The organism is Emcibacter nanhaiensis, from assembly GCF_006385175.1.
GTDB lineage: Bacteria > Pseudomonadota > Alphaproteobacteria > Sphingomonadales > Emcibacteraceae > Emcibacter > Emcibacter nanhaiensis.
The window spans coordinates 253,008-277,645 of sequence record NZ_VFIY01000018.1 but is presented as its reverse complement, the minus strand read 5'-3'; the positions used below and the strand labels follow the sequence as shown (position 1 = coordinate 277,645).

Annotated in this window: 27 protein-coding genes; 10 read left to right on the top strand and 17 right to left on the bottom strand. The window is 58.1% G+C overall.

The genetic code is table 11. From position 1 onward, the window contains the following. Window positions 1-18 precede the first annotated feature (18 nt). The 4 genes from dxs (at window position 19) to FIV46_RS15415 (ending at window position 4,736) form a co-directional block, all read left to right on the top strand. A complete protein-coding gene (dxs, locus tag FIV46_RS15430; RefSeq protein WP_139941823.1) occupies window positions 19-1,959 on the top strand; it encodes a 1-deoxy-D-xylulose-5-phosphate synthase in 1,941 nt (646 codons plus the stop codon). Then, window positions 1,940-2,689 (top strand): TlyA family RNA methyltransferase, encoded by a 750-nt coding sequence (locus tag FIV46_RS15425; protein ID WP_139941822.1) that lies wholly within the window; start codon window positions 1,940-1,942, stop codon window positions 2,687-2,689. Before dxs ends, FIV46_RS15425 begins: the two co-directional genes overlap by 20 nt. Continuing rightward, a complete protein-coding gene (gene rlmD, locus FIV46_RS15420; RefSeq protein ID WP_139941821.1) occupies window positions 2,686-3,948 on the top strand; it encodes a 23S rRNA (uracil(1939)-C(5))-methyltransferase RlmD in 1,263 nt (420 codons plus the stop codon). The genes FIV46_RS15425 and rlmD overlap by 4 nt, the downstream gene beginning before the upstream one ends. Before the next feature lie 302 nt (window positions 3,949-4,250). Continuing rightward, window positions 4,251-4,736 (top strand): hypothetical protein, encoded by a 486-nt coding sequence (locus FIV46_RS15415; protein ID WP_219846152.1) that lies wholly within the window; start codon window positions 4,251-4,253, stop codon window positions 4,734-4,736. Window positions 4,737-4,831: 95 nt separating this feature from the next. On the opposite strand, the gene aroC is transcribed toward FIV46_RS15415, so the two are convergent. From aroC to FIV46_RS15390, 5 genes are all read right to left on the bottom strand, one after another. After that, window positions 4,832-5,905 carry a chorismate synthase gene (aroC, locus tag FIV46_RS15410; protein WP_139941819.1) on the bottom strand — a complete coding sequence of 358 codons (1,074 nt, stop codon included), beginning with the start codon at window positions 5,903-5,905 and terminating at the stop codon, window positions 4,832-4,834. Between the two features lie 19 nt (window positions 5,906-5,924). Next, the gene (gene fabI, locus FIV46_RS15405) at window positions 5,925-6,743 is read right to left on the bottom strand and encodes an enoyl-ACP reductase FabI (RefSeq protein WP_139941818.1); all 819 of its coding nucleotides are present in this window, start codon (window positions 6,741-6,743) and stop codon (window positions 5,925-5,927) included. 81 nt (window positions 6,744-6,824) lie between these two features. After that, window positions 6,825-7,727, bottom strand: a complete 903-nt coding sequence (locus FIV46_RS15400; RefSeq protein ID WP_139941817.1) for a YihY/virulence factor BrkB family protein — start codon at window positions 7,725-7,727, stop codon at window positions 6,825-6,827. 30 nt (window positions 7,728-7,757) lie between these two features. Beyond that, window positions 7,758-8,654, bottom strand: a complete 897-nt coding sequence (locus FIV46_RS15395; RefSeq protein ID WP_139941816.1) for a DnaJ C-terminal domain-containing protein — start codon at window positions 8,652-8,654, stop codon at window positions 7,758-7,760. A 49-nt stretch (window positions 8,655-8,703) separates the two neighbouring features. After that, window positions 8,704-9,180 (bottom strand): RT0821/Lpp0805 family surface protein, encoded by a 477-nt coding sequence (locus FIV46_RS15390; protein ID WP_219846151.1) that lies wholly within the window; start codon window positions 9,178-9,180, stop codon window positions 8,704-8,706. 134 nt (window positions 9,181-9,314) lie between these two features. Here FIV46_RS15390 and pdxH point away from each other — a divergent pair, with 134 nt between their 5' ends. From pdxH to FIV46_RS15370, 4 genes are read left to right on the top strand one after another with little or no spacing between them, the layout of a single operon-like run. Beyond that, on the top strand, window positions 9,315-9,890 hold the full coding sequence (pdxH, locus tag FIV46_RS15385) for a pyridoxamine 5'-phosphate oxidase (protein ID WP_139941815.1): 576 nt from the start codon (window positions 9,315-9,317) through the stop codon (window positions 9,888-9,890). 11 nt (window positions 9,891-9,901) lie between these two features. Beyond that, window positions 9,902-10,828 (top strand): cation diffusion facilitator family transporter, encoded by a 927-nt coding sequence (locus tag FIV46_RS15380; RefSeq protein WP_139941814.1) that lies wholly within the window; start codon window positions 9,902-9,904, stop codon window positions 10,826-10,828. A 21-nt stretch (window positions 10,829-10,849) separates the two neighbouring features. Then, window positions 10,850-11,206: an ArsC family reductase gene (locus tag FIV46_RS15375; protein ID WP_139941813.1), complete on the top strand. Its 357-nt coding sequence runs from the start codon at window positions 10,850-10,852 to the stop codon at window positions 11,204-11,206. A gap of 32 nt (window positions 11,207-11,238) precedes the next feature. Further along, entirely contained in the window at window positions 11,239-11,985 is a 747-nt protein-coding gene (locus FIV46_RS15370; RefSeq protein ID WP_139941812.1) for an SDR family NAD(P)-dependent oxidoreductase, read from the top strand. A 2-nt stretch (window positions 11,986-11,987) separates the two neighbouring features. Here the strand turns inward: FIV46_RS15370 and FIV46_RS15365 are convergent, their stop codons facing one another. From FIV46_RS15365 to FIV46_RS15345, 5 genes are read right to left on the bottom strand one after another with little or no spacing between them, the layout of a single operon-like run. Further along, window positions 11,988-12,647, bottom strand: a complete 660-nt coding sequence (locus tag FIV46_RS15365) for a helix-turn-helix transcriptional regulator (protein WP_139941811.1) — start codon at window positions 12,645-12,647, stop codon at window positions 11,988-11,990. A gap of 53 nt (window positions 12,648-12,700) precedes the next feature. Beyond that, on the bottom strand, window positions 12,701-13,153 hold the full coding sequence (locus FIV46_RS15360; RefSeq protein WP_139941810.1) for a hypothetical protein: 453 nt from the start codon (window positions 13,151-13,153) through the stop codon (window positions 12,701-12,703). Then, a complete protein-coding gene (locus FIV46_RS15355) occupies window positions 13,150-14,001 on the bottom strand; it encodes an FAD:protein FMN transferase (protein WP_139941809.1) in 852 nt (283 codons plus the stop codon). Before FIV46_RS15355 ends, FIV46_RS15360 begins: the two co-directional genes overlap by 4 nt. Beyond that, on the bottom strand, window positions 13,998-14,552 hold the full coding sequence (locus FIV46_RS15350; RefSeq protein WP_139941808.1) for an FMN-binding protein: 555 nt from the start codon (window positions 14,550-14,552) through the stop codon (window positions 13,998-14,000). The genes FIV46_RS15355 and FIV46_RS15350 overlap by 4 nt, the downstream gene beginning before the upstream one ends. Before the next feature lie 11 nt (window positions 14,553-14,563). After that, complete coding sequence (locus tag FIV46_RS15345; protein WP_139941807.1) at window positions 14,564-15,451, bottom strand: DUF6662 family protein; 888 nt, start codon at window positions 15,449-15,451, stop codon at window positions 14,564-14,566. Window positions 15,452-15,827: 376 nt separating this feature from the next. Here FIV46_RS15345 and FIV46_RS15340 point away from each other — a divergent pair, with 376 nt between their 5' ends. Continuing rightward, complete coding sequence (locus FIV46_RS15340; RefSeq protein ID WP_139941806.1) at window positions 15,828-17,408, top strand: Rieske (2Fe-2S) protein; 1,581 nt, start codon at window positions 15,828-15,830, stop codon at window positions 17,406-17,408. Window positions 17,409-17,430: 22 nt separating this feature from the next. Here FIV46_RS15340 and FIV46_RS15335 read toward each other — a convergent pair whose 3' ends face one another. Next, the gene (locus FIV46_RS15335) at window positions 17,431-17,787 is read right to left on the bottom strand and encodes a diacylglycerol kinase (protein ID WP_139941805.1); all 357 of its coding nucleotides are present in this window, start codon (window positions 17,785-17,787) and stop codon (window positions 17,431-17,433) included. 94 nt (window positions 17,788-17,881) lie between these two features. Next, window positions 17,882-18,772 (bottom strand): DMT family transporter, encoded by an 891-nt coding sequence (locus tag FIV46_RS15330; RefSeq protein WP_139941804.1) that lies wholly within the window; start codon window positions 18,770-18,772, stop codon window positions 17,882-17,884. 159 nt (window positions 18,773-18,931) lie between these two features. Between FIV46_RS15330 and FIV46_RS15325 the strand changes: the two genes are divergently transcribed. After that, a complete protein-coding gene (locus FIV46_RS15325; RefSeq protein ID WP_139941803.1) occupies window positions 18,932-20,038 on the top strand; it encodes a phosphatase PAP2 family protein in 1,107 nt (368 codons plus the stop codon). Here FIV46_RS15325 and nadC read toward each other — a convergent pair. From nadC to FIV46_RS15300, 5 genes are all read right to left on the bottom strand, one after another. Next, window positions 20,014-20,883, bottom strand: a complete 870-nt coding sequence (nadC, locus tag FIV46_RS15320; protein ID WP_139941802.1) for a carboxylating nicotinate-nucleotide diphosphorylase — start codon at window positions 20,881-20,883, stop codon at window positions 20,014-20,016. The genes FIV46_RS15325 and nadC overlap by 25 nt on opposite strands. 4 nt (window positions 20,884-20,887) lie before the next feature. After that, window positions 20,888-21,907 (bottom strand): quinolinate synthase NadA, encoded by a 1,020-nt coding sequence (gene nadA / locus FIV46_RS15315; protein WP_139941801.1) that lies wholly within the window; start codon window positions 21,905-21,907, stop codon window positions 20,888-20,890. 55 nt (window positions 21,908-21,962) lie between these two features. Further along, the gene (locus FIV46_RS18365) at window positions 21,963-22,493 is read right to left on the bottom strand and encodes a PAS domain-containing protein (protein WP_139941800.1); all 531 of its coding nucleotides are present in this window, start codon (window positions 22,491-22,493) and stop codon (window positions 21,963-21,965) included. A 159-nt stretch (window positions 22,494-22,652) separates the two neighbouring features. Beyond that, entirely contained in the window at window positions 22,653-23,621 is a 969-nt protein-coding gene (locus FIV46_RS15305; protein ID WP_139941799.1) for a zinc transporter ZntB, read from the bottom strand. Continuing rightward, window positions 23,608-24,573 carry a mechanosensitive ion channel family protein gene (locus tag FIV46_RS15300; protein ID WP_139941798.1) on the bottom strand — a complete coding sequence of 322 codons (966 nt, stop codon included), beginning with the start codon at window positions 24,571-24,573 and terminating at the stop codon, window positions 23,608-23,610. Before FIV46_RS15300 ends, FIV46_RS15305 begins: the two co-directional genes overlap by 14 nt. Window positions 24,574-24,638 lie beyond the last annotated feature (65 nt).

Here is a 24,638-nt window from a genome sequence, read left to right as displayed (position 1 = left end):
TGGGAAGAGTAGGGTATTTTGTCTAGCAAACCGGTTACAGAACTTCTGGATCAGATCAACGATCCGGACGACTTGAAAAAACTGGCACCTGAGCAGTTAAAGCAACTGGCAGATGAAGTCAGGGCCGACATGATTGACTCGGTATCGCGCACCGGCGGACATCTCGGGGCCGGTCTCGGGGTGGTCGAACTCACCGTGGCCCTGCATTATGTCTTCAATACCCCTGACGACAAACTGATCTGGGATGTGGGCCACCAGTGCTATCCCCATAAAATCCTGACCGGTCGCCGTGACCGCATGGGCACCATCCGCCAGGGCGGGGGCCTGGCCGGTTTTACCAAGCGCAAGGAAAGTGAATATGACCCGTTCGGGGCCGGACACAGCTCCACCTCGATTTCCGCCGGGCTCGGCATGGCCATGGCCCGTGACCTGCGCGGCAGCCATGAAAACGTCATTGCGGTGATCGGCGACGGCGCCATGAGTGCGGGCATGGCCTATGAGGCCATGAACAACGCCGGGGCGCTGCATAGCAAGCTGATCGTGATCCTGAACGATAATGACATGTCCATTGCCCCGCCGACCGGGGCCATGAGCGCCTATCTGGCCCGGCTGCTGTCGTCCCGTTCTTACCTGGGGCTTCGGGATATCGCCAAGCAGATCATGCGCAAGTTCCCCAGGCCGATCACCAATACCGCGCGCAAGGCTGAGGAATATACCCGCGGCATGGCCACCGGCGGCACCCTGTTCGAGGAACTGGGATTCTATTACGTTGGTCCGATCGACGGCCATAACCTGGAGCATCTGCTGCCGGTGCTGGAAAATGTGCGGGATGCGGACAACGGGCCGTTCCTGATCCATGTGGTGACCCAGAAGGGCAAGGGCTACGCCCCGGCGGAACAATCCGCCGACAAATATCACGGCGTGTCCAAATTCAATGTGGTGACCGGGGCCCAGGCCAAGGGCACGCCCAAAGCGCCGAGCTATACCAGCGTCTTTGCCAAGGCCCTGATCGCCGAGGCGAAAAAGGACGACAAGATCGTCGCCATCAATGCGGCGATGCCGTCCGGCACCGGGCTCGATAAATTCGGCGCCGAATTCCCGGACCGCTGTTTTGACGTGGGTATTGCCGAACAGCATGCGGTGACCTTTGCCGCCGGCCTTGCCGCCGAAGGCTACAAACCCTTCTGCGCCATTTATTCCACCTTCCTGCAGCGCGCCTATGACCAGGTGGTGCATGACGTGGCGGTGCAGAACCTGCCGGTGCGTTTCGCCATTGACCGGGCCGGCCTGGTGGGCGCTGACGGCCCGACCCATGCCGGAAGCTTTGATGTGACCTATCTTGCCTCGCTGCCGAATATGGTGGTGATGGCGGCGGCTGATGAAGCGGAGCTGATGCATATGATCGCCACCTCCGCCTCCCTGGATGACCGGCCGTCCGCGGTGCGTTATCCGCGCGGCGAGGGCGTCGGTGTGGAACTGCCGGAACAAGGCACGGTGCTGGAACTTGGCAAGGGCCGCATTATCCGCGAGGGCAAGCAGGTGGCAATCCTGTCGCTGGGCACCCGGCTCGAGGAGGCGAAAAAGGCAGCTGACGATCTGGCCGCCCGCGGCCTGAGTACCACGGTGGCGGATGCCCGTTTTGCCAAGCCGCTGGATTATGACATGATCCGCGAGCTGGCGGTGAACCATGAAGTGCTGATCACCATCGAGGAAGGCTCCATCGGCGGTTTCGGCAGCCATGTGCTGGACTGGCTCAGCAACGAGGGGCTGATGGAAAGCGGCCTCAAGGTGCGGACCATGAAACTGCCTGATATCTTCCAGGACCAGGACAGCCCGCAGAAGATGTATGAAGACGCTCATCTTGTCGCCAGCGATATTGTGGCCACCGTGCTGAAGGCCCTGCGCCGCAATGACACCGGCGAGACAGCCTCCGTCGAAAATGCCCAAAAAGCGCGTTGATCAGTTGCTGGTGGACCGGGGGCTGGCGGAAAGCCGGTCCCGCGCCCAAGCCTATATTATGGCGGGCACTGTCTATAGCGGCGAAGAAAAAATCGCCAAACCCGGCCAGCAGATTTCCGACGACAAACCGCTCGAAGTGCGCGGCAAGGAACATCCCTGGGTCAGCCGCGGCGGCCTGAAGCTGGTCAAGGGACTGGAAGAATTCGACATCTCCCCCGAAGGCAAGATTGTCATCGATGTGGGCGCCTCCACCGGCGGCTTTACTGACGTCTGCTTGGAAGGCGGCGCGAAAAAAGTCTATGCCGTGGATGTGGGGCACGGCCAGCTCGCCTGGAAGCTCCGCAATGATGAACGGGTGGTGGTGCTGGAAAAAACCAATGCCCGCTACCTGACCCGGGAACAAATACCCGATCCTGTTGACCTGATTGTCTGCGATGCGAGCTTCATCGGCCTTGAGGTCGTCCTGCCCGCGGCTCTGGCTCTGGCGCCGCCGGGGGCGCACCTGATTGCCCTGATCAAGCCCCAGTTCGAAGTGGGCAAGGGCCGGGTCGGCAAGGGTGGCGTGGTGCGCGAACCGGAACTGCATCAGGAAGTTTGCGACAAGATCGAAAACTGGCTCCGGGACCTGCCCGGCTGGACCGTGCTCGGGATCACCCAGAGCCCGATCAAGGGGCCGGAAGGCAATATCGAATTCCTGATTGCCGCCCGTTATGATGGAGAAGGCGCGTGAAGGTGGAGGTGCAGGAGCTCGGCGCCCGCGGCGATGGCATTGCCGGCCCCGCCGGGGCGGAAGTCTATATTCCTTACAGCGTGCCCGGCGATGTGCTGGAGGTGAAGCTCAAGGGCAAGCAGGCCCGCATCAGCCAGGTCCTTGAACCGTCCGAACACCGCCAGCAGCCGGCCTGCCGCCATTTCACCCGTTGTGGCGGCTGCGCCCTGCAGCATGTCAAAGCGGATTTTTATGCCGACTGGAAGCGCCAGCAGGTGATGACCGCATTATCCCATCGCGGATTTGAAGATGTGGAGATACTTGATCCGGTGACCAGCCCGCCCGGCAGTCGCCGCCGCACCCGCCTTAATGCGATTGGCCGCGGCAAGGGGAAGGCCATCCTCGGCTTTTCCGAAAAGGGTAGCCACAACCTGATCGACCTGCAGGAATGCCCGGTGCTCAGGCCGGAAATTGTCGCCCTGATCCCGGCGCTCAGGGACTTCCTCGGCCAGGTGATAGAGCTGCGCCAGAAAATGGCGGTGGAGATCACCGCGGCGGACAATGGCCTTGACCTGCTGCTGGAAAGCAAGGGCGACCCGTCGCTGGACCTGCGCATGGATGTGGCCGCCTTTGCTGAAGCCCGGGATATCGCCCGCATCAGCTGGCGCGACACCTCGCTGAAACGGGCTGCGCCGGAAATGCTGCTGGAACGGCGCCAGCCCATTGTCACCTTTGCCGGGCGCAAGATCCTGATCCCGCCCGGCACCTTCCTGCAGGCGACCCGGGAAGGCGAAGCGGCGCTGATCTCCCGCCTGCTGCCGCACCTGAAAGAGGGCGGCAAACTGGTGGATATTTTCGCCGGGGTCGGCACGTTCAGCGTGCCCGCGCTGAAAAAAATGGCGGTCCACGCGCTGGAAGGTAACGCCGAGATGGTCGAGGCCCTGCAAAAGTCGGTCAACCTCGCGCCATTGCAACATCCCTTCAGCGCCGAAGTGCGCGACCTGTTCATCCGGCCGTTCCTCGCCCATGAGCTGGAGGGCTTTGACATCGCGGTGATCGATCCGCCCCGGGCCGGGGCGCGGGAGCAGGTGGCGGAACTGGCCGCCTCAAGCGTACCGGTGATTGTCATGGTCAGCTGCAATCCGGCCACTTTCGCCCGCGACGCCCGCACCCTGGCGGACGGTGGCTATCATATGGGCCCGGTCACCCCGGTCGATCAGTTCCTCTGGTCCAGCCATCTGGAAGTGGTCTCGGTTTTTTCCCGTTCATCGCATTTTTAGGCCGCTCTGCCGCAATTCCTAACGGATTTAGGCGAAAAAACCTTGAATCCATCGTAATTTAGCCACATATGGTCGTTATATTCTAACATACCATAAAAAATGAACTGTTCAGCAACGGTTCAGGAGGGCCGGAATATATTTCCGGGTGATGAGGCAGAAAATACCGGACTGTATGGTTAATGCTTCCTTAAAAAGCATAATATTTACAGTATGTTAGTTTTTGGTCCCGGTATTCCGCCACTTTCAACACAGAGGGGTAATTTGGCATGGTTGTTGCGTAAACAAGCGGCAGAACCTTTGTAATGAGAGTATATGAAATGAAAATGGACAATGTAGCGTATAAACTGGTTGACGAAAGTGTCATCCTTGGAAATGTCACAATTGAGTTTTCCCCGGCACGGGTGAGAGCCAATGATGATGTGCGCCAATTGGATGTCCGGGCCGAAAGTCGCGACCGCAAAGCGGATGCGCGGCTGCTGTCCATTTCCCCGGTCTGGCGGGACGTCGCCGGGCGCATTGATCTTCGTCATGCCAGCCCGCTGGAAATGATCGACCTGAGCCGCACTCTTTATGAGTCCGGCGTGATCAGCTTCGAGGATCATATCAACCTGAGTTTCCAGCCGGAAGTGAATGCGGACGGCGATGGTGCTGCGACCGAGAAAAAAGACTTTATCGCCCTGTGGCAGGGCAAGCAGGACGAGGCCCTGCGCCAGGGCGCCGGCCGCGCCGAGCTCGAGGACCTGCACCGCATCCAGGCGATCCTCGGCTATATCGACAGTATCCGCTGAGGCTGCACCCACACCATCGTCATGCCCGTGCAAACGGGCATCCACTTCAAACGTGACTCCACCTTCCCGCCTACGCGGGAATGACGGTAGTAGTCTTACCCGCACTGCGCCCGATGGCGCATCAGGTGATCGGCCAGCACGCAGGCCATCATGGCTTCGCCGACCGGTACGGCGCGGATGCCGACGCAGGGGTCGTGGCGGCCCTTGGTGATAATCTCGGTTTCTTCGCCATGTTTGTCGATGGTGGCGCGCGGGGTCAGGATCGAACTGGTCGGTTTCACGGCAAAGCGCACCACAATTTCCCGGCCGGTGGAAATGCCGCCGAGGATACCGCCCGCATGGTTGGTGCGGAAATTGGGCCGGCCGCTTTCATCAATATACATTTCGTCCGCATTCTGCTCGCCGCTGAGCCGCGCCGCATTCATGCCTTCGCCGATTTCCACGCCCTTGACCGCATTGATGGTCATCATCGCCTGGGCGAGGTCGCTGTCGAGCTTGCCGTAAACCGGGGCACCGAGGCCGGTCTGCACGCCCTGGGCGCGCACTTCGATGACAGCGCCGATGGAGCTGCCGTCCTTGCGGATTTCATCGAGGTATTTTTCCCACACCGGCACCATTTCGGCGTCCGGGCACCAGAAGGGGTTCTGGTCGACCTGGTCCCAGTCCCAGTTGTCGCGGTTCACTTCATGTTCGCCGACCTGCACCAAGGCGCCCTTGATGCGCACGCCCATGCCCAGCACCTTGCGGGCAAGCGCGCCTGCAGCGACCCGGCTCGCCGTTTCCCGGGCGGAGGAGCGGCCGCCGCCGCGATAGTCGCGGATGCCGTATTTTTCCATATAGGTATAATCGGCATGGCCCGGGCGGTATTTATCCTTGATGTCGCCGTAATCTTTGGAGCGCTGGTCGGTATTTTCGATCATCAGGCAGATCGGGGTGCCGGTGGTCAGGCCCTCGAACACGCCGGACAGGATTTTGACCTGGTCCGGTTCCTTGCGCTGGGTGGTGAAACGGCTCTGGCCCGGCTTGCGCTTGTCGAGGAATTTCTGGATTTCTTCCTCGTTTACGGGAATGCGCGGCGGCATGCCGTCGACCACGCAGCCGATGGCCGGACCGTGACTTTCGCCCCAGGTGGTAACCCGGAATAGTTGACCGAAGGTGTTATCTGACATCTGTCTTCCTTAAATGGCCTCAGCTCTTGTCGAGGGTGAGGGCCGGGGCATCTTCACGCTTCATGCCCATGATGTGATAGCCGCTGTCCACATGGTGGTTTTCGCCGGTCACGCCGCTGGACAGATCGCTGAGCAGATAGAGCCCGGCGTTGCCCACTTCCTCGATGGTGACGTTGCGGCCCATGGGGCTGTTATATTCGTTCCATTTCAGGATAAAGCGGAAATCGCCGATCCCGGAGGCGGCCAGGGTCTTGATCGGGCCGGCGGAAATGCTGTTGACCCGGATGTTTTTCGGACCGAGGTCGCGGGCCATGTAGCGCACGGAAGCTTCCAGCGCCGCCTTGGCGACGCCCATGACGTTGTAATGGGGCAGGACTTTTTCCGCGCCGTAATAACTCAGCGTCACCATACTGCCGCCGTCGCTCATCAGTTTCTCGGCGCGCTGGGCGATGGCGGTGAAGCTGTAACAGGAAATATCGAGGCTGCGGGTGAAATTCTCCCGGCTGGTGTCCACATAACGGCCGGTCAGCTCTTCCTTGTCGGAATAGGCGATGGCATGGACGACAAAGTCCAGCTTGCCCCATTTTGCTTCAAGGGTCTTGAATACTTCATCCATGGAGGATTCATCGGTGACGTCGCAGGGCAGGATAACATCGGAGTCGACGCTCTCGGCCAGCGGGCGCACCCGTTTTTCCAGGGCTTCTCCCTGGTAGGTGAAGGCCAGTTCTGCACCCTGTTCTGCGGCTTTGGCGGCGATGCCCCAGGCGATGGACCGGTTGTTGGCCACACCCATGATCAAACCTTTTTTCCCAGAAAGAAGACCTTTGAATTCAGTCATGATACATCCTCAATATATTTCCGACTTTTTGCCATCCTACACGTCAGGCAACTATTTGCAATCGGCTTTGCCGTCGCCCGCTCAGTCGCTTTCCTCTTCAAGGGCCTCTTCCAGTTTTTTAACCTGGCGAAGATAGAGCGTGGAATTGATCTCTGCACCAAGGATGAAGGCGGCGCTGATGAAATAGAAAAACATCAGGGCGATAATTGCCCCGGCAAGGCTGCCGTAGGTCACGTCATACTTGGTAAAATGTTTCAGGTAAAGGGAAAATGAACTGCCGATCCCCATCCACAGCAACAGGGCAACAAGGGCGCCGGGGGCGATCGGGGCGGAAATTTTCAGGAACCTGGGGCGCAGGATATAGTAACTGAGGCACAGGGCGCCGAACACCAGTCCGAAACTCAGCGAGAAACGCACCGCGTTCCAGGCCAGTTTCCAGTCGGCCTCCACCGGGATATAGCTGATCAGGATATTCCAGGCCACCGGCCCCAGCACCAGCACGGACATGCCGACGATGATGCTGCTGGCGGACAGGATTACCAGAACAAGGCCCTCGGCCCGGCGCCGCAGATAGGCGCGGCGCGACACCCGGTCAAAGGCGCGGACGATGGCGAGCCGGGCCGCATCAATGGCGGACGAGCAGACCCAGACGGCACCCACGATACTGAAGGTCATGATGCCGCCGCTGCTGGTGGAGACCATTTTCTCAATGGGGTTTTTCAGGACCCTGACCACATCCTCGGGCATATGCTCGTACATGAGCTCCAGGGCACCGGTGCCGGCGTCGCTCTGGCCGAACATGCCGGCGAGCGAGACCAGGAAAATGATGAAGGGGAACAGGGCCAGCAGGGTCAGGAACGCGAGGTAGCCGGCCATCACCATGCCGTCATGCTGGTTGAACCGGGCCACCGCTTCCACGAGGAAGCTGATGCGGTCATAGGCCGGCTTGAGCGGCATGAGAACTGTTTTGACTTTATCGATCATGGTCCGGCCCGGCGTTTCCCGACAAGTGGATTACTTGAGTTTTCCTCTCACGTCATAATCCTTGCCTTTGGACCATTTTTCAATGGCTTTTTCCAGGTCCTCATCCGGATTTTCCGGCAGCGTGATCATCAGTTTCACATATTGATCGCCGCTGGCGCCCGATTTTGCATCCTTGGCGCCCTTTCCTTTGAGGCGCAGTTTCTTGCCGGAGCTGGCGCCCTTGGGGATCGGCAGGGAGACATTGCCGTCAATGGTCGGTACCGTAACCTTGCCGCCGAGCACCGCTTCGGGCAGGGTGATGGGCAGCTCCAGATGGATATCGTTACCTTCCTGGGTGAAATAGGGATGGGGCCGGATGTGGATTTCCACCAGCGCATCGCCGGCCGGCGCGCCGCCGATTCCTTGGCCGCCCTGGCCCTTGAGGCGGATCTGCTGTCCCTCGCGCACATTGGCGGGGATGGAGACATTGAGGGTTTTGCCGGTATCCAGGGTCAGCTGCTGTTTGCCGCCCTTGACCGCATCCAGGAAGTCGATATTGACCTTATAGAGCTTGTCGGCGCCCTTCTGTACCCGGGTACGCGCCCCCGGGCCGCCGCGGCCGAAGAAGCTGGCAAATATTTCTTCCGGGTCAAAGCCGTCGCCAAACGGGCTGAATCCACCGCCTGCGCGGCCGTGACCCGCTCCCGCGCCGGCGAAGCCTTTTTCCGAACCGTCAGCATTAATTTCGCCGCGATCATAACGGGCCCGCATGTCCTTGTTGCTCAACAGGGCATAGGCGGCAGAGACTTCCTTGAATTTTTCCGCAATTTTTTCATCCCCGGCATTGGCATCCGGGTGCAGTTCTTTGGCAAGTTTGCGGTAGGCCTTTTTGATATCAGCCTCACTGGCGCCTTTGCTGAGGCCCAGTACGGTATAGGGATCTCTCATGTTAAATTAATGTCCTCGTTAAAATCCAACTATGACATTAATTTAGTGATCAATTGGTGATTTTCCAAGTCCCATCTGGCTGACGGCAGGCCGTGCCATAGGCGGTTTCGGTTTTACCGCCGACGGTGATGGTCTGCTGATATTCGCGGCAATATTGTTCCGGCTCGGGTTCATAAGCCGGCTGCGGGGTAACGGAGCCATAGTTGCCGCTGTCCGGATTGTGCCAGGTGACAGTTTCGCCGGAAACGCCGCTTTCCAGGGCATACTGGGCGGATTGCTGCATTTTCACGCGGTCAGCCTCATCCAGGCTTTTGCCGATGGAGCTGCCGACAACGGCGCCGGCCACGGCGCCCACTGCAATGGCAAAGGCTTTGCCGCCGCCGCTTCCGCCGACGGAATGGCCCAGCAGACCGCCCACCACGGCGCCGATGACAGTGCCGCTTTCCTGTTTGCTTTCACAGCCGGCTGTGGAGAATACGAGCCCGGCGGCAACAAGGGTGGTCATAATGCCTTTGGTCAGTTGCATGCTAAACCTCTTTATACATTAAATAATCAAGCGTCACGGCGTTGTCAAAAACCTGCCACTACATTATACAGGACATTGACCTGAACCTAACCTGAATATAATAAGCAGTTTGGCGAATTTAAGGCGAGTATAAAATGCAGGATCCTTTTGAAAAATTTTCCGACTGGTATGCCAAGGCCAATGACAGCGAGGATCTTGCCGACGCCGTGGCGCTGGCCACGTCTGACAGCCGGGGTTACCCGTCCGTCCGCATGGTGCTGCTCAAGGGGCACGGGCCGGACGGCTTTACATTCTATACCAATATGGAAAGCCGCAAGGGACAGGAGATCCTTGGCAATATGCGCGCCGCGCTTTGTTTCCACTGGAAATCGCTCACCCGCCAGGTCCGGATCGAAGGGCCGTTGCAGCAGGTCAGCGACGAGGAAGCCGACGCTTACTATGACAGCCGCGCCCGGGACAGCCGGATCGGCGCCTGGGCCTCGAAACAGAGTCGTCCGATGGAAGGGCGGTTTGAGTTTGAGGCGGCGATTGCCAAATATGCCGCCAAATATGCCGTCGGTCATATTCCGCGCCCGCCCTACTGGACCGGTTTCCGGCTCTGTCCCGAGGCCATCGAGTTCTGGGAGGAGCGCAAATTCCGCCTGCATGACCGCACCCGTTACCGCCGCGAAGGCGCGGGGGACTGGGTCGTGGAAAAACTGTACCCCTAGAGGCCCGGCAGATGACGGATATAAGTGAACTCAGAAAAAACAACTCCTGGCTGATGGTCCGGGCTGCCGTGGCCTCGCTGCTGGTGTCCTTTACCCTGATCCTGATCAAGGGCTGGGCCTGGTATATCAGCGGCTCGGTGGCGCTGCTTGGCTCGCTGATGGACAGTGTGATGGACATGCTGGCCTCGGCCATGAATTTCATGGCGGTGCGCTATGCCATCGTCCCGGCTGACAATGAACATCGTTTCGGGCACGGCAAGGCGGAAGCCATCGCCGGCCTGATCCAGGCCATGGTCATTACCCTGTCGGCGATCATGGTGATGGTGGAGGCCGTCAAACATCTGATCACGCCCGAGCCGATCCAGCAGACGGACATCGGTATAATCGTCATTGTCCTGTCCATTGCGCTGACCATGGGGCTGGTGGGCTACCAGAAATATGTGGTGCGCAAGACCTCGTCGGTAGCCATATCCGCCGACAGCCTGCATTACGCTGGCGACCTGCTGCTGAACCTGGCGGTGCTGGCAGCGCTGGTGCTGGGCGGCTATCTGGGGCTGGAGATATTTGATCCGATCTTTGGCCTCGGGATCGGGATTTATCTGCTCTACAATGTCTATCTGATCGCCAAAGGCAGTATTGACATGCTGATGGACCGGGAAATGGAAGAAAGCGAGCGCGAGAAGATTATCGAGATCGTACGCGGCCATCCCGAGGTCCGGGGCCTGCATGACATGAAAACCCGCCGTTCCGGACTCGACAGCTTTATCCAGCTTCATCTCGAGCTTGAAAGCGATATCTCACTGCACAAAGCACACCGGATCTCCCATGAAGTGGAACACGAGCTGCAAAAAGCCTTCCCGGATGCGGAACTGATCATCCATATGGACCCGGAAGATGTGGTGGCCAAGGAAAATGTCCAGTTCGAGATTCCGGAATAAAAACAACTCACGGAGTAAGGTATGATTACCGTCTACGGCATTAAAAACTGCGATACCATCAAGAAGGCGCTGAAATGGCTGGAGGAAAAAGGTCAGGAGTTTCAGTTCCATGACTATCGCAAGGACGGCATCGAGGAAACCTGGCTTCGCGAGCGCGTCGCCGAGCTTGGCTGGGAGAACCTGCTCAACCGGCGCGGCACCACATGGCGCAAGCTGCCCGATGAGGTAAAGAATTCAGTTGACGAGGAACAGGCCATCCGGCTTATGATAGAGCAGCCGGCCATGATCAAAAGGCCGCTGTTTGACCTGGGAACAGAGCGCCGGCTGGGTTTTTCCAAAAAAGACCAGGAACAATTAGAGGCACTTCTGTCCGCCTGAAGCGGGCAGGGTAACAGCGACAGGGACTGCTGATGAGCATTATTGCCAATGAACGCCGCACCATCGTTCTGACCGGGGCCAGCCGGGGGATCGGCCATGCCACGGTGAAACGTTTTTCCAGCGCCGGCTGGCGCGTCATCACCCTGTCCCGTCATGGCTTCCCGGAAAACTGTCCCTGGGATGCCGGGCCGGAGGATCATGTGCAGATTGACCTCGGTGATCCCGAGAACCGCGCCAAGGGAGTAGAGGAGGTCAAAAAACGCCTCGGCGGCGGACCGCTGCACGCCCTGGTCAACAATGCCGGCATTTCTCCCAAGCAGGAAGACGGTGACCGGCTTAATACCCTGAACACGCCGGAAGAGGACTGGAAACAGGTTTTTGAGGTGAACTTCTTTGCCCCGGTGGTGCTGGCGCGCGGATTGCTGGATGAGCTGAAGCTGGGCAAGGGAGCGATCGTCAACGTCACCTCCATCGCCGGCAGCCGGGTTCATCCCTTTGCCGGCTCGGCCTACGCCACCTCCAAGGCGGCGCTGGCGGCCCTGACCCGGGAAATGGCGGCCGATTTCGGCCCCCATGGCGTGCGGGTCAATGCCATTGCGCCGGGCGAAATCGATACCTCGATCCTGTCGCCGGGCACCGAGGAAATGATCAAGGATATTCCCCTGCGCCGCCTCGGCAAGCCGGAGGAAGTGGCGAAAACCATCTATTATCTGTGTACGGATGCGTCAGATTATGTGACCGGCGCGGAAATCCATATCAACGGCGGCCAGCACGTCTGATTTTATTGCGCCCCGGCTTTCGGGTCATAAGGGCGCACCACATAGGCACAGCGCCGCGCGCCCCTGGTGATATGTTCGGTGCGGAATATGGCGACATCGTCGCCCATCAGTTCCTCGAATACCTGCAGTTCCCTGGCGCAGATGCCGCTGCATTCCCGGGCCGCTTCGCAGACGGGGCAGTTATTTTCCACCAGCAGAAACTGGTCCGGCTCATCACCGGGCAGAACATCCGCCATATAGCCTTCGCGGGTCCTGAGCTCGGCCAGTTTATCGAGCCGTTTTTTCAGGTCGCGCTGCTCGCCGATTTCAGCGCGGTAGCTGGCAACCTGTTCCGCCGCCCGCAGGTCAAGCAGCTTGTCCATGCCGTCCTCGCCAAAGGCGTCGCGGACGGAATGGATCAGGCCGACGGCAAACTCCGCATGGCTGTCCGGGAACAGTTCGTTTGACTTTTCGGTCAGGTGCCATTCCTTGCCCGGACGGCCCTTGGGGCGCGGGCAGCACAGGGCCTCGACAATGCCGTCTTTTTCCAGCTCATAGAGGTGCTGGCGCACCGCCATGGCGGTGACTCCCAGACGCTCCGCCAGGGCAGGCGCTTCCCGGGGACCTTCCGTCTTCAGAAGGTTCAGGATTTTTTCTTTGCTTTTAACGGCCTTGTCTTTCATGTCTACATAATTAAAGAAAATACTTTACTAAGTAAAGGGAAAGATCAAAGGGCTTATTGTGCCTCGGGACCGGAGGAGAGGCGGCTCAGGCCGATATTCAGGGCATGGAGGATGAAAACCAGTCCCATGACCAGGCCGACGACAGTATGGATCAGGCTGGACAGGTGGCTCAGATACGGATCACCGAAATAATAGATGCCGAGGGCGGTAAGGATGAGTAGCGACGTCGCCCCGAGCAGGGTAAAGCCGCTGAGGCGCTTGATATGGCGGCGCAAATTCAGGCGGATGTGCACGGGCAGCAGCGCCCCGACCAGGCCGACGGCGAGGAAGGCGAACAGGGCGTGGGAGGCGGCCATAATCAGGGTCCATTCCCCGCGCAGGCGGAACGGCACATCTATTTCAAATTTCAGGTCCAGCATGCCGGGCAGGATCAACAGGCCGCTGATCAACAGGCCGAGCATCAGGATCCAGGTCAGGCTGTGGACAAAAGCGGGGTAACCTTTCACCAGACCTCTCCGCTTTCAGGATCTGCGGCCAGAACGCCGCCGAGACGCTCAATCTCCGTTTTCAGGTCCGGGCCCTGCAGGCTGGCGGCGATTTTGGTCAGGGCGTCAGCGCGCCAGGCCTGTCGCGCCAGGATGGTGACGGAACCGGAGTGTTGGGAGGGACCATTGGCGCCGACCAGCATAGACGGGAAACGCTCCGGATCCGGCCGTCCGATCTGGGAGGTGGCCAGGGCGGCATTGCCCAATTGACCCCAAGGAAGGGGGCTGCCGTGCTCATCTCGTCGCTCTATAGTCAACAAATGCTCTCCAAATACTCTCAGGTCACCCCCTGCATTTACCCATCCGGAGCTCACTCCGCAAGCCTTTAATGCGCGGACGGCCCGGTCGACGGCAAATCCCTTGGCGATGCCATCGAGGGTGACCAGCACCGGTCGGCGCAGTGCGACATGGTTGCCGTCAATCAGGATATCGGAGGCGTCTCCACGACGGAGAACATCTCCGAAATCCTGATCAGGCAGGGCACCGGCGCGCACCAGGGTGCCGCCGACGGTGCAGTTGAAACGGTCGTTGCTTTTTGCGGTGAGGGCCCGGGCGAGGCGGAGAACACGCAAGGTGGGGGAGGAGACTGTGGTGCCGCGGGCACCGGCCTTGTTGAGGCGGCTCAGCTCGCTGTCGGGGTTGTGAAAGGACATCAATTGTTCGATTTCATTGATGGCGGCATAGGCAGATGCGAAGGCCTGCTCTGGGTCCGGACCGTCCCAGATGCCGACCTCCGTAAAACAGCCAAGCGCCGGACGCATCCGGCGCTTGGGGAAATTGTCGTTGCTGATATCGCTCCCGCCGGTCATGAAGTCCTGTCAGACGTCAGGAACAGGTCATGAATGGCCAGCAGCCGTTTCACGCCGTCCGTGACATTGCGGCAGGACAGGGTCGCCCCGGCAATGTTGGGGATGTCGTCGCCCAGTTTGAGGCGGCTGTCGGAGGTTTTGCCGTCAAAATTCTTCTGCCAGTCTTCTTCCCGGACCTGACCGCCGTAACTTTCCTGATAGATCATAATGTCTATGGATTTGACGGCGCCGTCCGGGGTGAGGGCGGCGCCATAGGTGATGAATTCATGTTTGCCGACCACATCGTCAACGATGAACCAGCCCAGGAATTCGCCGGCTTTCTCGGCCCGCCAGACTTTCTGCACATCCCAGCGCTGTCGCACGCCGCTGGCCTTTTTGATCTGTTTTTTCTGGTCCTTGGTCAGGGTCAGCTCGGTGGAAACGAAGCTGTCAGCAGCCGGGAACGCCGCCTGCTGGGCCTGCTGCAGGGTCAGATATTCCGCAGAAAAGGAGGGGGCGACGGTCAAAACCGTCGCCGCAGGTACCAGTAAAAGCTGTTGTTTGAAGCTCATGTAGTTACCTCTTAGAAGCTGAACCCGAATTTGAGGCGGAACTCGTCGCGGGTTTTCTCGATCAGGTGCAGGTTGTCATAGCTCTGGGCGTCGAACATTTCCCCGCCGCCTTTCAGCTGGCGCAGCCAGGACAGGGTTGCCCACCATTTCTGGCCGCCGTAATGCAGGTTCGGACCGGCAAAGATGGACCAGCGCTCCTGGCCGACTTCGGTTTCATATTCGGCGTCATATACCGCTTCCACGCCAAAATAGAAGTTGTCGGCAAAGCGGTAGGACACAGCTGCGCCACCGTTCAGGCCGATTTCCATTTCCGGGAAGGTGGGCCACTCAAAATCTTCCGGCAGGCCTGCGATCTCACCGCGGGTGGCGCTGGTCACTTCGATGCCGACATTGGCGGCGGTGATCAGCTGACCGTCCAGGAAATATTTCTGCAGCAGCAGTTTCAGTTCGCCGGTGGTTTTGTTCTTGGACTGACCGGAGTGGGGATCGACCCAGGTGCGGCTCAGGCTGAGGTATGTGGACAGGCCGATATCATCCAGGGCCGGGCTCAGGAAGTTATACTTCAGGGCCAGTTCGAAACCGGTCAGCTTGAAATCAAAATCACGATCGGCGGGCATATAGCCGTCGATGCGGATGCCGCTGGTGTTAATGCCCATGCCCAGCAGGTATAAAGAGCCGGTCAGTTTGTTGGTGAAGCCTTTAGAGACCTCGACCTGGTAATCGGTGGCTTTATATTCACCGGCGCCTTTGTCAGAGCGGTGAATGGCGTGGATGCTGATCATCTGTGCACCCTTGGGCAGGGGTTCGGCGCCTTTGACCACGCCCCACAGGCTTTCGTCGGCGTATGAAGAAGTGGTCAGGCCGCAAAGAGCCAGGGTGAGAGTAAGCAGGCGTTTCATTTTAATAAAATCTCCTAATATATTTTTATGCAGTTAATATGCGTTATCATTTTCAAGTCAAGAATAAATTGCAGTTAAGAGTAATTATAAATCTGCAGTTTAGTGGAGGTGTATTTTTAAGTGTTTGTATATAAAACGAAATACAATAATTAAAGAAAATACTTTACAAAATAATTCGGGAGGTATAACTAATTAATAAAGAAAAAGCTTTATTAAAGGAAATGCTATGTTTATGACTGCAGCACCACATGCCTCTGCCGAATGGCTTGATGAAATCCTGGAAAAAATCATCGGCTTTTTCCCGCCGCGGGCGCCGAAAGACGTTGGACCCTGGGATCAGAAATGAGATAATCCAGCTTTAAAAAGGACCGAAAAAATGACTGAGGAATGCTGGATTCCGGCGGGAAAGGCCGCCGACCTGCACGAGAAAGGCAAACTGGTTTTCCGCAAGGGCGGCAAGCAGATCCTGGTGCTGCAGACAGGCGATCGTCTCTTTGCCGTAAACAATCGTTGTCCCCACCAGGGTTATCCCCTGTCCGAAGGGCATATGTCCGATGACTGCCGACTCACTTGCAACTGGCATAACTGGAAGTTCGACCTGGACAGCGGCGAGACGGTTGTCGGCGGCGACCAGCTCAGGTCCTATGCGGTGAAAATTGAGGGGGAAGCAATCCTGGTTGATCTGGCCGATCCCGACCGGACCGCGGCCCAGTCCCGGGCCCTGGATAATCTTTATGCCTGCTTCCATCGCTATGAATATGACCGGATGGGGCGGGAACTGGCCCGCTTCAAGGCCGCGGGCGGAAATTATGCCCGGGCCGTGGGGGAAATGATCAACAGATGTTACCTGCAATTTGAATATGGCATGAGCCATGCTTTTGCCGCCGCCGCCGACTGGCTGGCGCTGACGGAGAAATATGAAGCGGAAGGGCGCGACGATGCCGCCCTGGTCACGGCGCTGGAGGCGGTCAGTCATTTCGCCTGGGACAGCCAGCGCTATGATGGCTTCCCCTACGCCGACCGGGTGGAGCCGTTTGAGGCAGAAAAATTCCTGGCGGCGGTGGAGGCGGAGAATGAAGCAGAGGCCGTTGCCCTGATGAACGGCGCGTTGGCGGAAGGCTTGTCCTATGCCGAGCTTCGCCCCGTTCTCGCCCGGGCGGCGCTGGCCCATTACAACGACTTCGGCCATTCCGCCATTTATGTGGTCAAGGCCGGCCAGTTGCTGGACAGGATCGGCGCGGATTATCTTGCCCCGGTGCTGAGAACCATGGTGCGCAGCCTGGTCTATGCGCGGCGGGAGGACCTGATCCCCGAATTCAGGGCTTACGGTCCGGCGCTGGAGGGCTGGAGCCAGTCCGGCGAGGCTCTCTCCGTGGGCGAACTATGGGCGAAGCCGGCCAACCGGATATTGGAGGCGATTGCGTCTTCAGCTATGGCGGAAAAGGAGCTTTACCAGCTGCTCTTTGCCGCCCTCGTGCGCAACCTGCTTCACTTTGATACGGATCTCGCCGCCCGCACCCGCAACAAAATCACCGACAATGTGGACTGGCTGGACTTCACCCACGGCCTGACCTTTTCCAATGCGGTGCGTCATTTGTGTGAGGAAACCCCTGAGCTGTGGCCGCAGGGGCTGTTGCAAATGGCCTGCTTCGCCGGGCGTAATGCCGGTTACCTCGACCGTGACCTGGATGTGACCGCATGGAAGGTGCCGGAGGCCGCAGCCTTCCTCGCGCAGGCTCATGACTTTCTGCTCGATCACGGCTTGCCGGAACCGATTGTCTCCTGCCATATCCTGAAGACCCTGCTGGCGCTGGAGGAGGAAATGGCGGCCTTTCCCGGGGCGGGGTGGACGGGCGAGGCACTGGCCGCCTTCAACCGCTTCCTTGCGATCCCGGTGCGCCGCCGCCACAGCCTGCGTACGGCGCGCCAGTCTCTGGAGTTTACTGCGAAAGAATAACTTGAATTATTCCTGTGGAGTTTCAGAAGCCGACGAGTGATCCCATAAAGGCGGCAAAGACACCAACCGCAATCAGGCTCGCGATCAACACGGCACCGGCCAGCGCGTCCTTTGTAATCTTGATGGCCGGATGCAGGTCGGGATGCAGGTGATCGACAAGCTTTTCGACCGCTGTATTGACCAGTTCGAGGGCAAGGACCAGGCCGCAGGTCAGCAGCAGGATCGCCCACCACAGGGGGGCGGGACGGGTGACCAGCAGAAGGAGGATCACAAATGAGGTGGCGGCCACATGAAAGCGGAAGCTCTTCTCAGTTTGCCAGCTGATTTTGATCCCGTCCCAGGCAAATCCAAGGCGTTTATACAGAGGCTGGTTTTTCATCCCTCAAATCTCTTTTCTTTTTTGTGTTTGGGTCCAGTTTGCACAGTTTTTGCCGTTTGTCACCCGTAAAGGGAACGCCGGCGGATGACTAAGGTCAGGCCCGGTGGGCGGCCGGAAGCGGCGGATATCTCTGCGCCAGCAGACAGCCACCGAGCATCAGAAGGCAGCCGATAAAGACCGGGGCGCTGAGTATTTCCTGAAAAAACAGCACCCCGGCGACCGAGGCAAAGACCGCTTCCAGATTAAGGATCACGGCGGCCTGGGCCGGCGGGGCGTCGGCCTGGCCCACCACCTGCAGGGTAAAACCGATGCCGACCGACAGGATGCCGCTCAGCAGGATCCAGGTCCAGCCGTCGGCGCTTGCGGGTAGCATATTTTCCCCGACAATAAAGGCGGTGGTCAGGCTGAAAAAGGCGCAGACCAGGAACTGGATCACGGCAATCAAAATCTGGTCATGGCGGCTGGTGAGATGGTCGATGGTCAGCACATGCACGGCCCAGCAGACGGCGCCGATGAAGACCATGATATCCCCGTAATTGAGTGACGTGCCCCGGTACATGCCGGTAATCAGATAGAGGCCGGCCGCGGCGATCAGCACGGCGAGCCACAGGCCCCGGGCATACCGGTGCCCCAGGAACAGGCCCAGCACCGGCACCAGAAGCATATAGAGGCTGGTGATAAAGCCGGTATTGGTCACTGTGGTATGCATGATGCCGATCTGCTGGAAGGCGGCGCCGGCATACATGACGACACCGGCAAGTCCCGAGCCCCAGAACAAATGGCGGGAGATGGGACGGTTTCTGCTGCGGCGGCGTTCCCGCATCAGGTAAATCAGCGGAATCAGGACCAGGCCGCCGATCAGGAACCTGAGGCCGTTGAACAAAAACGGCCCCATATCATCCATGGCCAGTTTCTGGAAGGCAAAGCTGATGCCCCAGATAAAGGCGGCAAGGGTGAGGGTAAGGTTGGCCTGGGAACGTGTCATGGAACTGCCCTGATTAAAAAGTTGTACATTTGTATAATGAGTTTGAGCAGGGGAAAAGACAATTCTGTCACCAGCTTCACTTTCATAGAAAATGCCGCCTTTACTTTGCCATTTCTTAACTTCCTGCCGGTACTGTAATGCCGAGTAAGAGGTGAGTATATGGTTGAAGCCGTTCTGGCAAAATTCAATATCAGGCTTGAACTGGACCGGGATAACCTGGCCCGGCACCAGATTCTGCTGCTGCTCTTCCTGCTGCAGGCGCTGACGGTCTGGAGTGTACTCACCTTCAACGGCCTTTCCGCCTATCTTTCGCTCAGCCTTTATGCCGGTCCCATGTATGCGGCGCTCAGCCTGATCCTGTTTGGCAAGGTCATCAGCTATCTGCTGCGTTTCGTGCGCTACGAGAAGTCGGAAAAAACGCCAACGCGCATGCTGTCCGACTTCCGGGACGGCTGGCTGAATGCGGACTACCTGCTGGCCTTTTCCATTCCCATCCTGTTTTTACCGTCTTTTATCTCGCTGTTTTCGTCGCTGAAAACGGTGATTCCCGAAATCAACGGCTTTTATCTTGATCGGACTTTTGCCGAACTGGACCGCTTCCTGCATTTCGGGATTGATCCCTGGGTCATCACTCACAGCATCTTTGACGGGCCGGTCTCCGCCGGCGTGCTTGATTTCTGTTACAAGCTCTGGTTCCTGCTCATGTTCATTTATGTGCTGTGGCAGGTGGTGAACGTGTCGCAGGGTCACCGGCGGGCGCAGTTCCTCTGCGCCTTCCTGCTGATCTGGTTTGTACTGGGCAATGTGATGGCGGTGCTGCTGTCCTCTGCCGGTCCCTGTTATTACCATGTGGTGATGCCGGGCAATGATCTCTATGCCCCGCTGATGAACAAGCTGGGCCTTTATTATGAGGAACTGAAGGCCGCGGGCGGTTTCCTGCAGCTCGATTCCCACAATATGCAGAAGCAGCTGCTTGACTATTACCAGAAAGGCGAACTGGGCGCCGGCAGTGGGATTTCCGCCATGCCGAGCATGCATGTGGCCGTGTCCGCGCTATTGTATTTTTCCGCGCGGGAACTGAACCGTTATGCGGGCAGGTTTTTCCTCGCCTTCCTGGTGCTGATCCAGGTCAGCTCGGTCCATCTTGGCTGGCACTATGCGGTGGACGGCTATTTTTCCATCATCGCCACCTGGGGGCTGTGGCGCCTTTCCGGCTGGCTTGTGGCTCGTTACACTTCTGATCAGGAAACGGCCTGGTCCAGGTAATCCATCCCGATATCAACTGCCGGGGCCGACTGGGTGATACGTCCCACTGAGGCATAATCGACGCCGGTTTCGGCGATGGCGCGAATGGTGTCCAGTCGCACGCCGCCGGACGCTTCCAGCTTGACCGTGCCTTTGTAGCGGGACACCGCCTCGCGCAACTGGTTCAGGGTCATATTATCCAGCAGCAGGCGGTCGGCACCGGCCTTGACCGCTTCTTCGGCCTGATCCAGGGTGTCGCATTCCACGGTAATGCCGATGGTGCTGGCGGAACCGTCAAAGTCCTTTGCCGCTTTGATGGCGGCAGAAACGCTACCGACCCGGGCGATGTGATTGTCCTTGATCAGGATGCCGTCATCCAGCCGCATGCGGTGGTTCTGGGCGCCGCCCAGGCGGGTGGCATATTTGGCCAGCTTGCGATAGCCGGGAATGGTCTTGCGGGTGTCGAGCAGGGTGCAGCCGGTGCCTTCGATTTCCCGGACATATTCCCGGGTCAGGGTGGCGATGCCGGACAGATGCTGCAGGATATTAAGCGCGCTGCGTTCGGCCGTCAGCATCTTGCGGGCGTTGCCATGCAGTCGCATGATGCAGTTGCCGGCAGTCACTTCCACGCCGTCATTGGCCAGGATTTCGATGTCCACCAGCGGATCCAGGGTCTTGAAGATTTCCACGGCGATGGGCATGCCGGCGATGACCAGGTTCTGGCGGCTGTTGAGGGCCGCGCCCAGTTTCTCGTCGGCGGGAATGGTGGCCTGGGTGGTGATGTCGCCGCGGCCCACGTCCTCGTCCAGGGCATTCTTGATGAACTGGCGAAGCTCTTCCTTGAACAGGGGAAAATCTGTGCTCATGGGACTAGTATGCCCGGCCGGAAGTGGGCGGACGCTGGTCCTTGGGCACCGGCGGCGACATTTCCAGCATCCTGTTGAGCGGGGCGAGCGCCTTCTGACGGGTTTCCTCGTCCACCTCGATTTCCGGGCTCAGGTTTTCCATGCAGGCGACCAGCTTCTCCAGCGTATTGAGCGCCATGAAGGGGCAGTCGTTGCAGTTGCACTGGCCGTCGGCGCCGGGGGCGCCGATGAAAGTCTTCTCCGGCGCCATTTTCTCCATCTGGTGGATGATGTGCGGCTCGGTGGCGATGATGAATTCCTGAGCGTCCGTATCCAGCACATATTTCAGGATCGACGAGGTGGAGCCCACATGATCCGCATGGCGCAGGATATGTTCCGGGCATTCCGGATGGGCGGCCACCGGGGCGTCGGGATGTTTTGCCTTCAGCTTGATCAGTTCCTGCTCGGAAAAACGTTCGTGCACGATACAGCTTCCCGGCCACAGCACCATGTCACGGCCGGTCTTCTTGGCAAGATAGCCGCCGAGGTGCTGATCGGGCGCCAGGATCAATGGCTGATCCTTGGGGATCTGGTTGATGATATATTCCGCATTGGAGGAGGTGACAATGATGTCGGACAGGGCCTTCACCGCTGCGGAACAGTTGATATAGGTGAGGCACAGGTGATCCGGATATTTTTTCCGGAATTCGGCGAAATCCTCGGGCGGGCAGCTGTCTTCCAGGGAACAGCCGGCGTCCATATCTGGCAGGACTACCTTTTTGTCGGGGCTCAGGATTTTCGCCACTTCGGCCATGAATCGGACACCGCAGAAAACAATCACATCGGCATCGGTGGCGGCGGCCTTGCGGGACAGGTCCAGGCTGTCGCCGACAAAGTCGGCCAGGTCCTGGATTTTCGGGTCCTGGTAGTAGTGGGCCAGAATAACGGCGTTCTTTTCCTTGCGCAGACGATTGATCTCTTCGATCAGTTCCTCGTCCGTCTTTTTCGCTTCCCCGGTGGGTCGGACATTTAACGGTATGGACATGCTTCACCCCGCTTGATTTGTCAGCCTCTTACAGATGGTGGTTTAACGGCTGGATTCAAGCTTGGCAAGGCAATAAATCATGTTCGAGGTAATCATATTCCTCCCGGTAATTGAAGAACTGCACGCCCAGAAGGATAATATCCACCTGATCCGACGTCTCGTCCAGTTTGAGCGGCATGGCAAGGAAGGAATAATGGCGGTAATGTTCCTCCGGCCAGTCCAGAAAACAGCTGTTAAAATAGGATTTGCCTTCCCGGGCTACCCGGGCCAGGGTTCTCGATGAACCGGTCAGGCCGCAGAACGGACTGACCGGAGCTTCTTCCATGATGCTGCCGGTGAAGTCTTTGCCAACCATATTGACAATATTTGTGCCAACAAGCCGGGCTCTGAAGAGTAGGTCACTGCTTCCTGGTTTTTTTTCTCTTATTACGTCATACATGCATATGCCGGGGAGGAGCTTAACTATCTGTCGTGGATCCAGGTCCCGCCGCGTTGGCATCTCCCTGTTCCGGCATATCTGATCCCAATACTCGAACAACTGCCTTTGACTTTTGGAAGCAAACCTTAGAAGGTTTTGCCGTGTCATTGCTGCTCTCTAAATGATTGAATTATGACTTAACAATAACCCGTAAAAAGTGTTTCCACAAGTTGTTTTGGCAACGGGGATGCAGGAAAATCAATATACTACATTATGTTAAAGCGTATCCTAATGTAATTGCGGGAAAGAAGAGCCAGTCGCTGGTTGCTAGAACCATTTGTAGAATTTGAACAGCAAAAGCTGAATAAAAATAATCCCCCCCATTGCACCGAGGAACAGCCAGAAGGCGGAAGGATCGTCTACCCCCGGCATGCCGCCGATATTGATGCCGAACAGGCCAGTGAGGAAACCCAGCGGCAGGAAAATGCCGGTAATGACCGACAGCAGATAGAGTTTGCTGTTCAGTTTTTCAGCCAGCGCGTTGGACAGTTCGTCCTGGACGATCTGGCTGCGCTCGCGCACCGCGTCCAGGTCCTCTACATAGCGGAACATCTGATCGTAGCCTTCCTGGAAGCGCCGCCGGTCCCGGCTGGAAAAAACCAGGCTCTCATTGCTGAGGATGCGTCCGATCGCCTCTTTCTGGGGCGCAAGATAACGGCGGAAGGTGATGGCCTGGCCGCGCAGTCGGATGATCCGGTTGCGCAGGTCATATTCCGGACTTTCCATCACTTCGGCTTCCAGCTCATCGGTGATATCTGTCAGTTGCCCAAGGGTGTCCGCCATGCGTTCCCCCAGCGCCTTGATCAGGTGGGCCAGGAAATGGGCTGAGGAGGTGGGCGGCGTGTCCACGGGAAACCTGGCTTTCACGTCGGAGATGGTTTTCAAGTTGCGCAACTGGCAGGTAATGATCTGGTTCCTGTCCACATAAATCCGGATTGAAATCATGTCGTCGGGATCGGCATTTTCATTGAGGTTGACGCCGCGCAGGATCAGGATCACGCCATTGTTGATATCGAGATAACGCGGGCGGGTTTCCTCGGCGCAGAGAATGCCGGCGGTCAGGTCGTCCACAGAAGGCCGTGCCGTCAGCCACTCGAAGGTTTCCGGTTTCCGGGCGTCCAGATGATACCAGACCAGCTTGTTTTCCTCCGGTGCCGCCTCTCCTTCCGCGGCGGGAAGAGCCCATTCCACGTGGTGCAGGATAAAATCATTTTTTTGGGAGTCACTCTGCGGCATTTTCCGCTCCGATCAGGTGGACGTCGCGTTGCGGGAAGGGGATCTCGATATTGTTGGCGTGGAATTTGTCCCAGATGGCATACATGACATCGCTTTTGGGTTTGAGCCGGCCGATGGTGACATCGCCGACCCAGAAATACATGACGAAATTTACACTGCTGTCGGCGAACTCCTCCAGAAAACAGACGGGTGCCGGGTCCTCCAGGCAATCGGGATGTTCCCGGGCCGCTTCCAGTATAAGCTCATGCGCCCGCCGGATATCAGATTTGTAGGAAACCCCGGTGCGGACTTCGATACGGCCCCGGGTGTTGCTGTAGGTCCAGTTGGTGACTCGGTTGGTGATGAAATCCTCGTTGGGAATCATTACCTCCTTGCCGTCAAAGGTCTCCACCAGGGTATAGCGGGAATGGGTCTGACGCACGAAGCCGGAAACCCCGCCGTCAAGTTCCACCAGGTCGTCCTTTTCGATGGATTTTTCCGACAGCAGGATAATGCCGCTGATGAAATTCGAGGTGATGTTCTGCAGGCCGAAGCCGATACCAATGCCGACGGCGCCGCCCAGTACGGTGAGCGCCGTGAGGTCGATCCCCATGATATCCAGGGCAAGCAGCAGGGCAACGAAATAGAGGATACTCTGGAAGACCTTGATCAGAAGGGCTTTTGAACTTGCACCGAAGCTGGTCAGGGCGTTGATGCGTTTTTCTCCGAAGCCGGACAATGCGGCGGTAACCCAGAAGATCAGGACCAGGATGACAATGGCCTTCAGGATCATGTAAACCGAGACTTCATAATCGCCGATGGTAAAGAGAAATTCCGGACGTTCGAGAAATTCCTTCAGGGGCTGGAGATAGCCAAAATAGCCGGCTGCGGCCAGCGCCAGAAAAAGGGAACCGATAAGCCAGGAAGATATCCAACCGGATGGTTTGAGGATTTTTGCGAACAGAGAAGACATATATTCCCCGCAATTAAGAGTGTTTTTTTAATATCCTAGTCGATTTTCCCGGATGCTGGAACTCG

Excerpts from the sequence above, each read along its gene's own strand:
- FIV46_RS15400 (WP_139941817.1), bottom strand. The coding sequence starts at position 7,727 with ATGATCGATAAAGTCAAAACAGTTCTCATGCCGCTCAAGCCGGCCTAT.
- FIV46_RS15345 (WP_139941807.1), bottom strand. The coding sequence starts at position 15,451 with ATGAAACGCCTGCTTACTCTCACCCTGGCTCTTTGCGGCCTGACCACT.
- FIV46_RS18365 (WP_139941800.1), bottom strand. The coding sequence starts at position 22,493 with ATGACACGGCAAAACCTTCTAAGGTTTGCTTCCAAAAGTCAAAGGCAG.
- FIV46_RS15370 (WP_139941812.1), top strand. The coding sequence starts at position 11,239 with ATGAGCATTATTGCCAATGAACGCCGCACCATCGTTCTGACCGGGGCC.
- FIV46_RS15330 (WP_139941804.1), bottom strand. The coding sequence starts at position 18,772 with ATGACACGTTCCCAGGCCAACCTTACCCTCACCCTTGCCGCCTTTATC.
- nadA (WP_139941801.1), bottom strand. The coding sequence starts at position 21,907 with ATGTCCATACCGTTAAATGTCCGACCCACCGGGGAAGCGAAAAAGACG.
- FIV46_RS15335 (WP_139941805.1), bottom strand. The coding sequence starts at position 17,787 with ATGAAAAACCAGCCTCTGTATAAACGCCTTGGATTTGCCTGGGACGGG.
- fabI (WP_139941818.1), bottom strand. The coding sequence starts at position 6,743 with ATGACTGAATTCAAAGGTCTTCTTTCTGGGAAAAAAGGTTTGATCATG.
- FIV46_RS15350 (WP_139941808.1), bottom strand. The coding sequence starts at position 14,552 with ATGAGCTTCAAACAACAGCTTTTACTGGTACCTGCGGCGACGGTTTTG.
- FIV46_RS15390 (WP_219846151.1), bottom strand. The coding sequence starts at position 9,180 with ATGCAACTGACCAAAGGCATTATGACCACCCTTGTTGCCGCCGGGCTC.
- FIV46_RS15380 (WP_139941814.1), top strand. The coding sequence starts at position 9,902 with ATGACGGATATAAGTGAACTCAGAAAAAACAACTCCTGGCTGATGGTC.
- FIV46_RS15300 (WP_139941798.1), bottom strand. The coding sequence starts at position 24,573 with ATGTCTTCTCTGTTCGCAAAAATCCTCAAACCATCCGGTTGGATATCT.
- FIV46_RS15365 (WP_139941811.1), bottom strand. The coding sequence starts at position 12,647 with ATGAAAGACAAGGCCGTTAAAAGCAAAGAAAAAATCCTGAACCTTCTG.
- FIV46_RS15325 (WP_139941803.1), top strand. The coding sequence starts at position 18,932 with ATGGTTGAAGCCGTTCTGGCAAAATTCAATATCAGGCTTGAACTGGAC.
- aroC (WP_139941819.1), bottom strand. The coding sequence starts at position 5,905 with ATGTCAGATAACACCTTCGGTCAACTATTCCGGGTTACCACCTGGGGC.
- FIV46_RS15355 (WP_139941809.1), bottom strand. The coding sequence starts at position 14,001 with ATGACCGGCGGGAGCGATATCAGCAACGACAATTTCCCCAAGCGCCGG.
- FIV46_RS15415 (WP_219846152.1), top strand. The coding sequence starts at position 4,251 with ATGAGAGTATATGAAATGAAAATGGACAATGTAGCGTATAAACTGGTT.
- FIV46_RS15340 (WP_139941806.1), top strand. The coding sequence starts at position 15,828 with ATGACTGAGGAATGCTGGATTCCGGCGGGAAAGGCCGCCGACCTGCAC.
- FIV46_RS15375 (WP_139941813.1), top strand. The coding sequence starts at position 10,850 with ATGATTACCGTCTACGGCATTAAAAACTGCGATACCATCAAGAAGGCG.
- FIV46_RS15305 (WP_139941799.1), bottom strand. The coding sequence starts at position 23,621 with ATGCCGCAGAGTGACTCCCAAAAAAATGATTTTATCCTGCACCACGTG.
- pdxH (WP_139941815.1), top strand. The coding sequence starts at position 9,315 with ATGCAGGATCCTTTTGAAAAATTTTCCGACTGGTATGCCAAGGCCAAT.
- FIV46_RS15425 (WP_139941822.1), top strand. The coding sequence starts at position 1,940 with ATGCCCAAAAAGCGCGTTGATCAGTTGCTGGTGGACCGGGGGCTGGCG.
- FIV46_RS15395 (WP_139941816.1), bottom strand. The coding sequence starts at position 8,654 with ATGAGAGATCCCTATACCGTACTGGGCCTCAGCAAAGGCGCCAGTGAG.
- nadC (WP_139941802.1), bottom strand. The coding sequence starts at position 20,883 with ATGAGCACAGATTTTCCCCTGTTCAAGGAAGAGCTTCGCCAGTTCATC.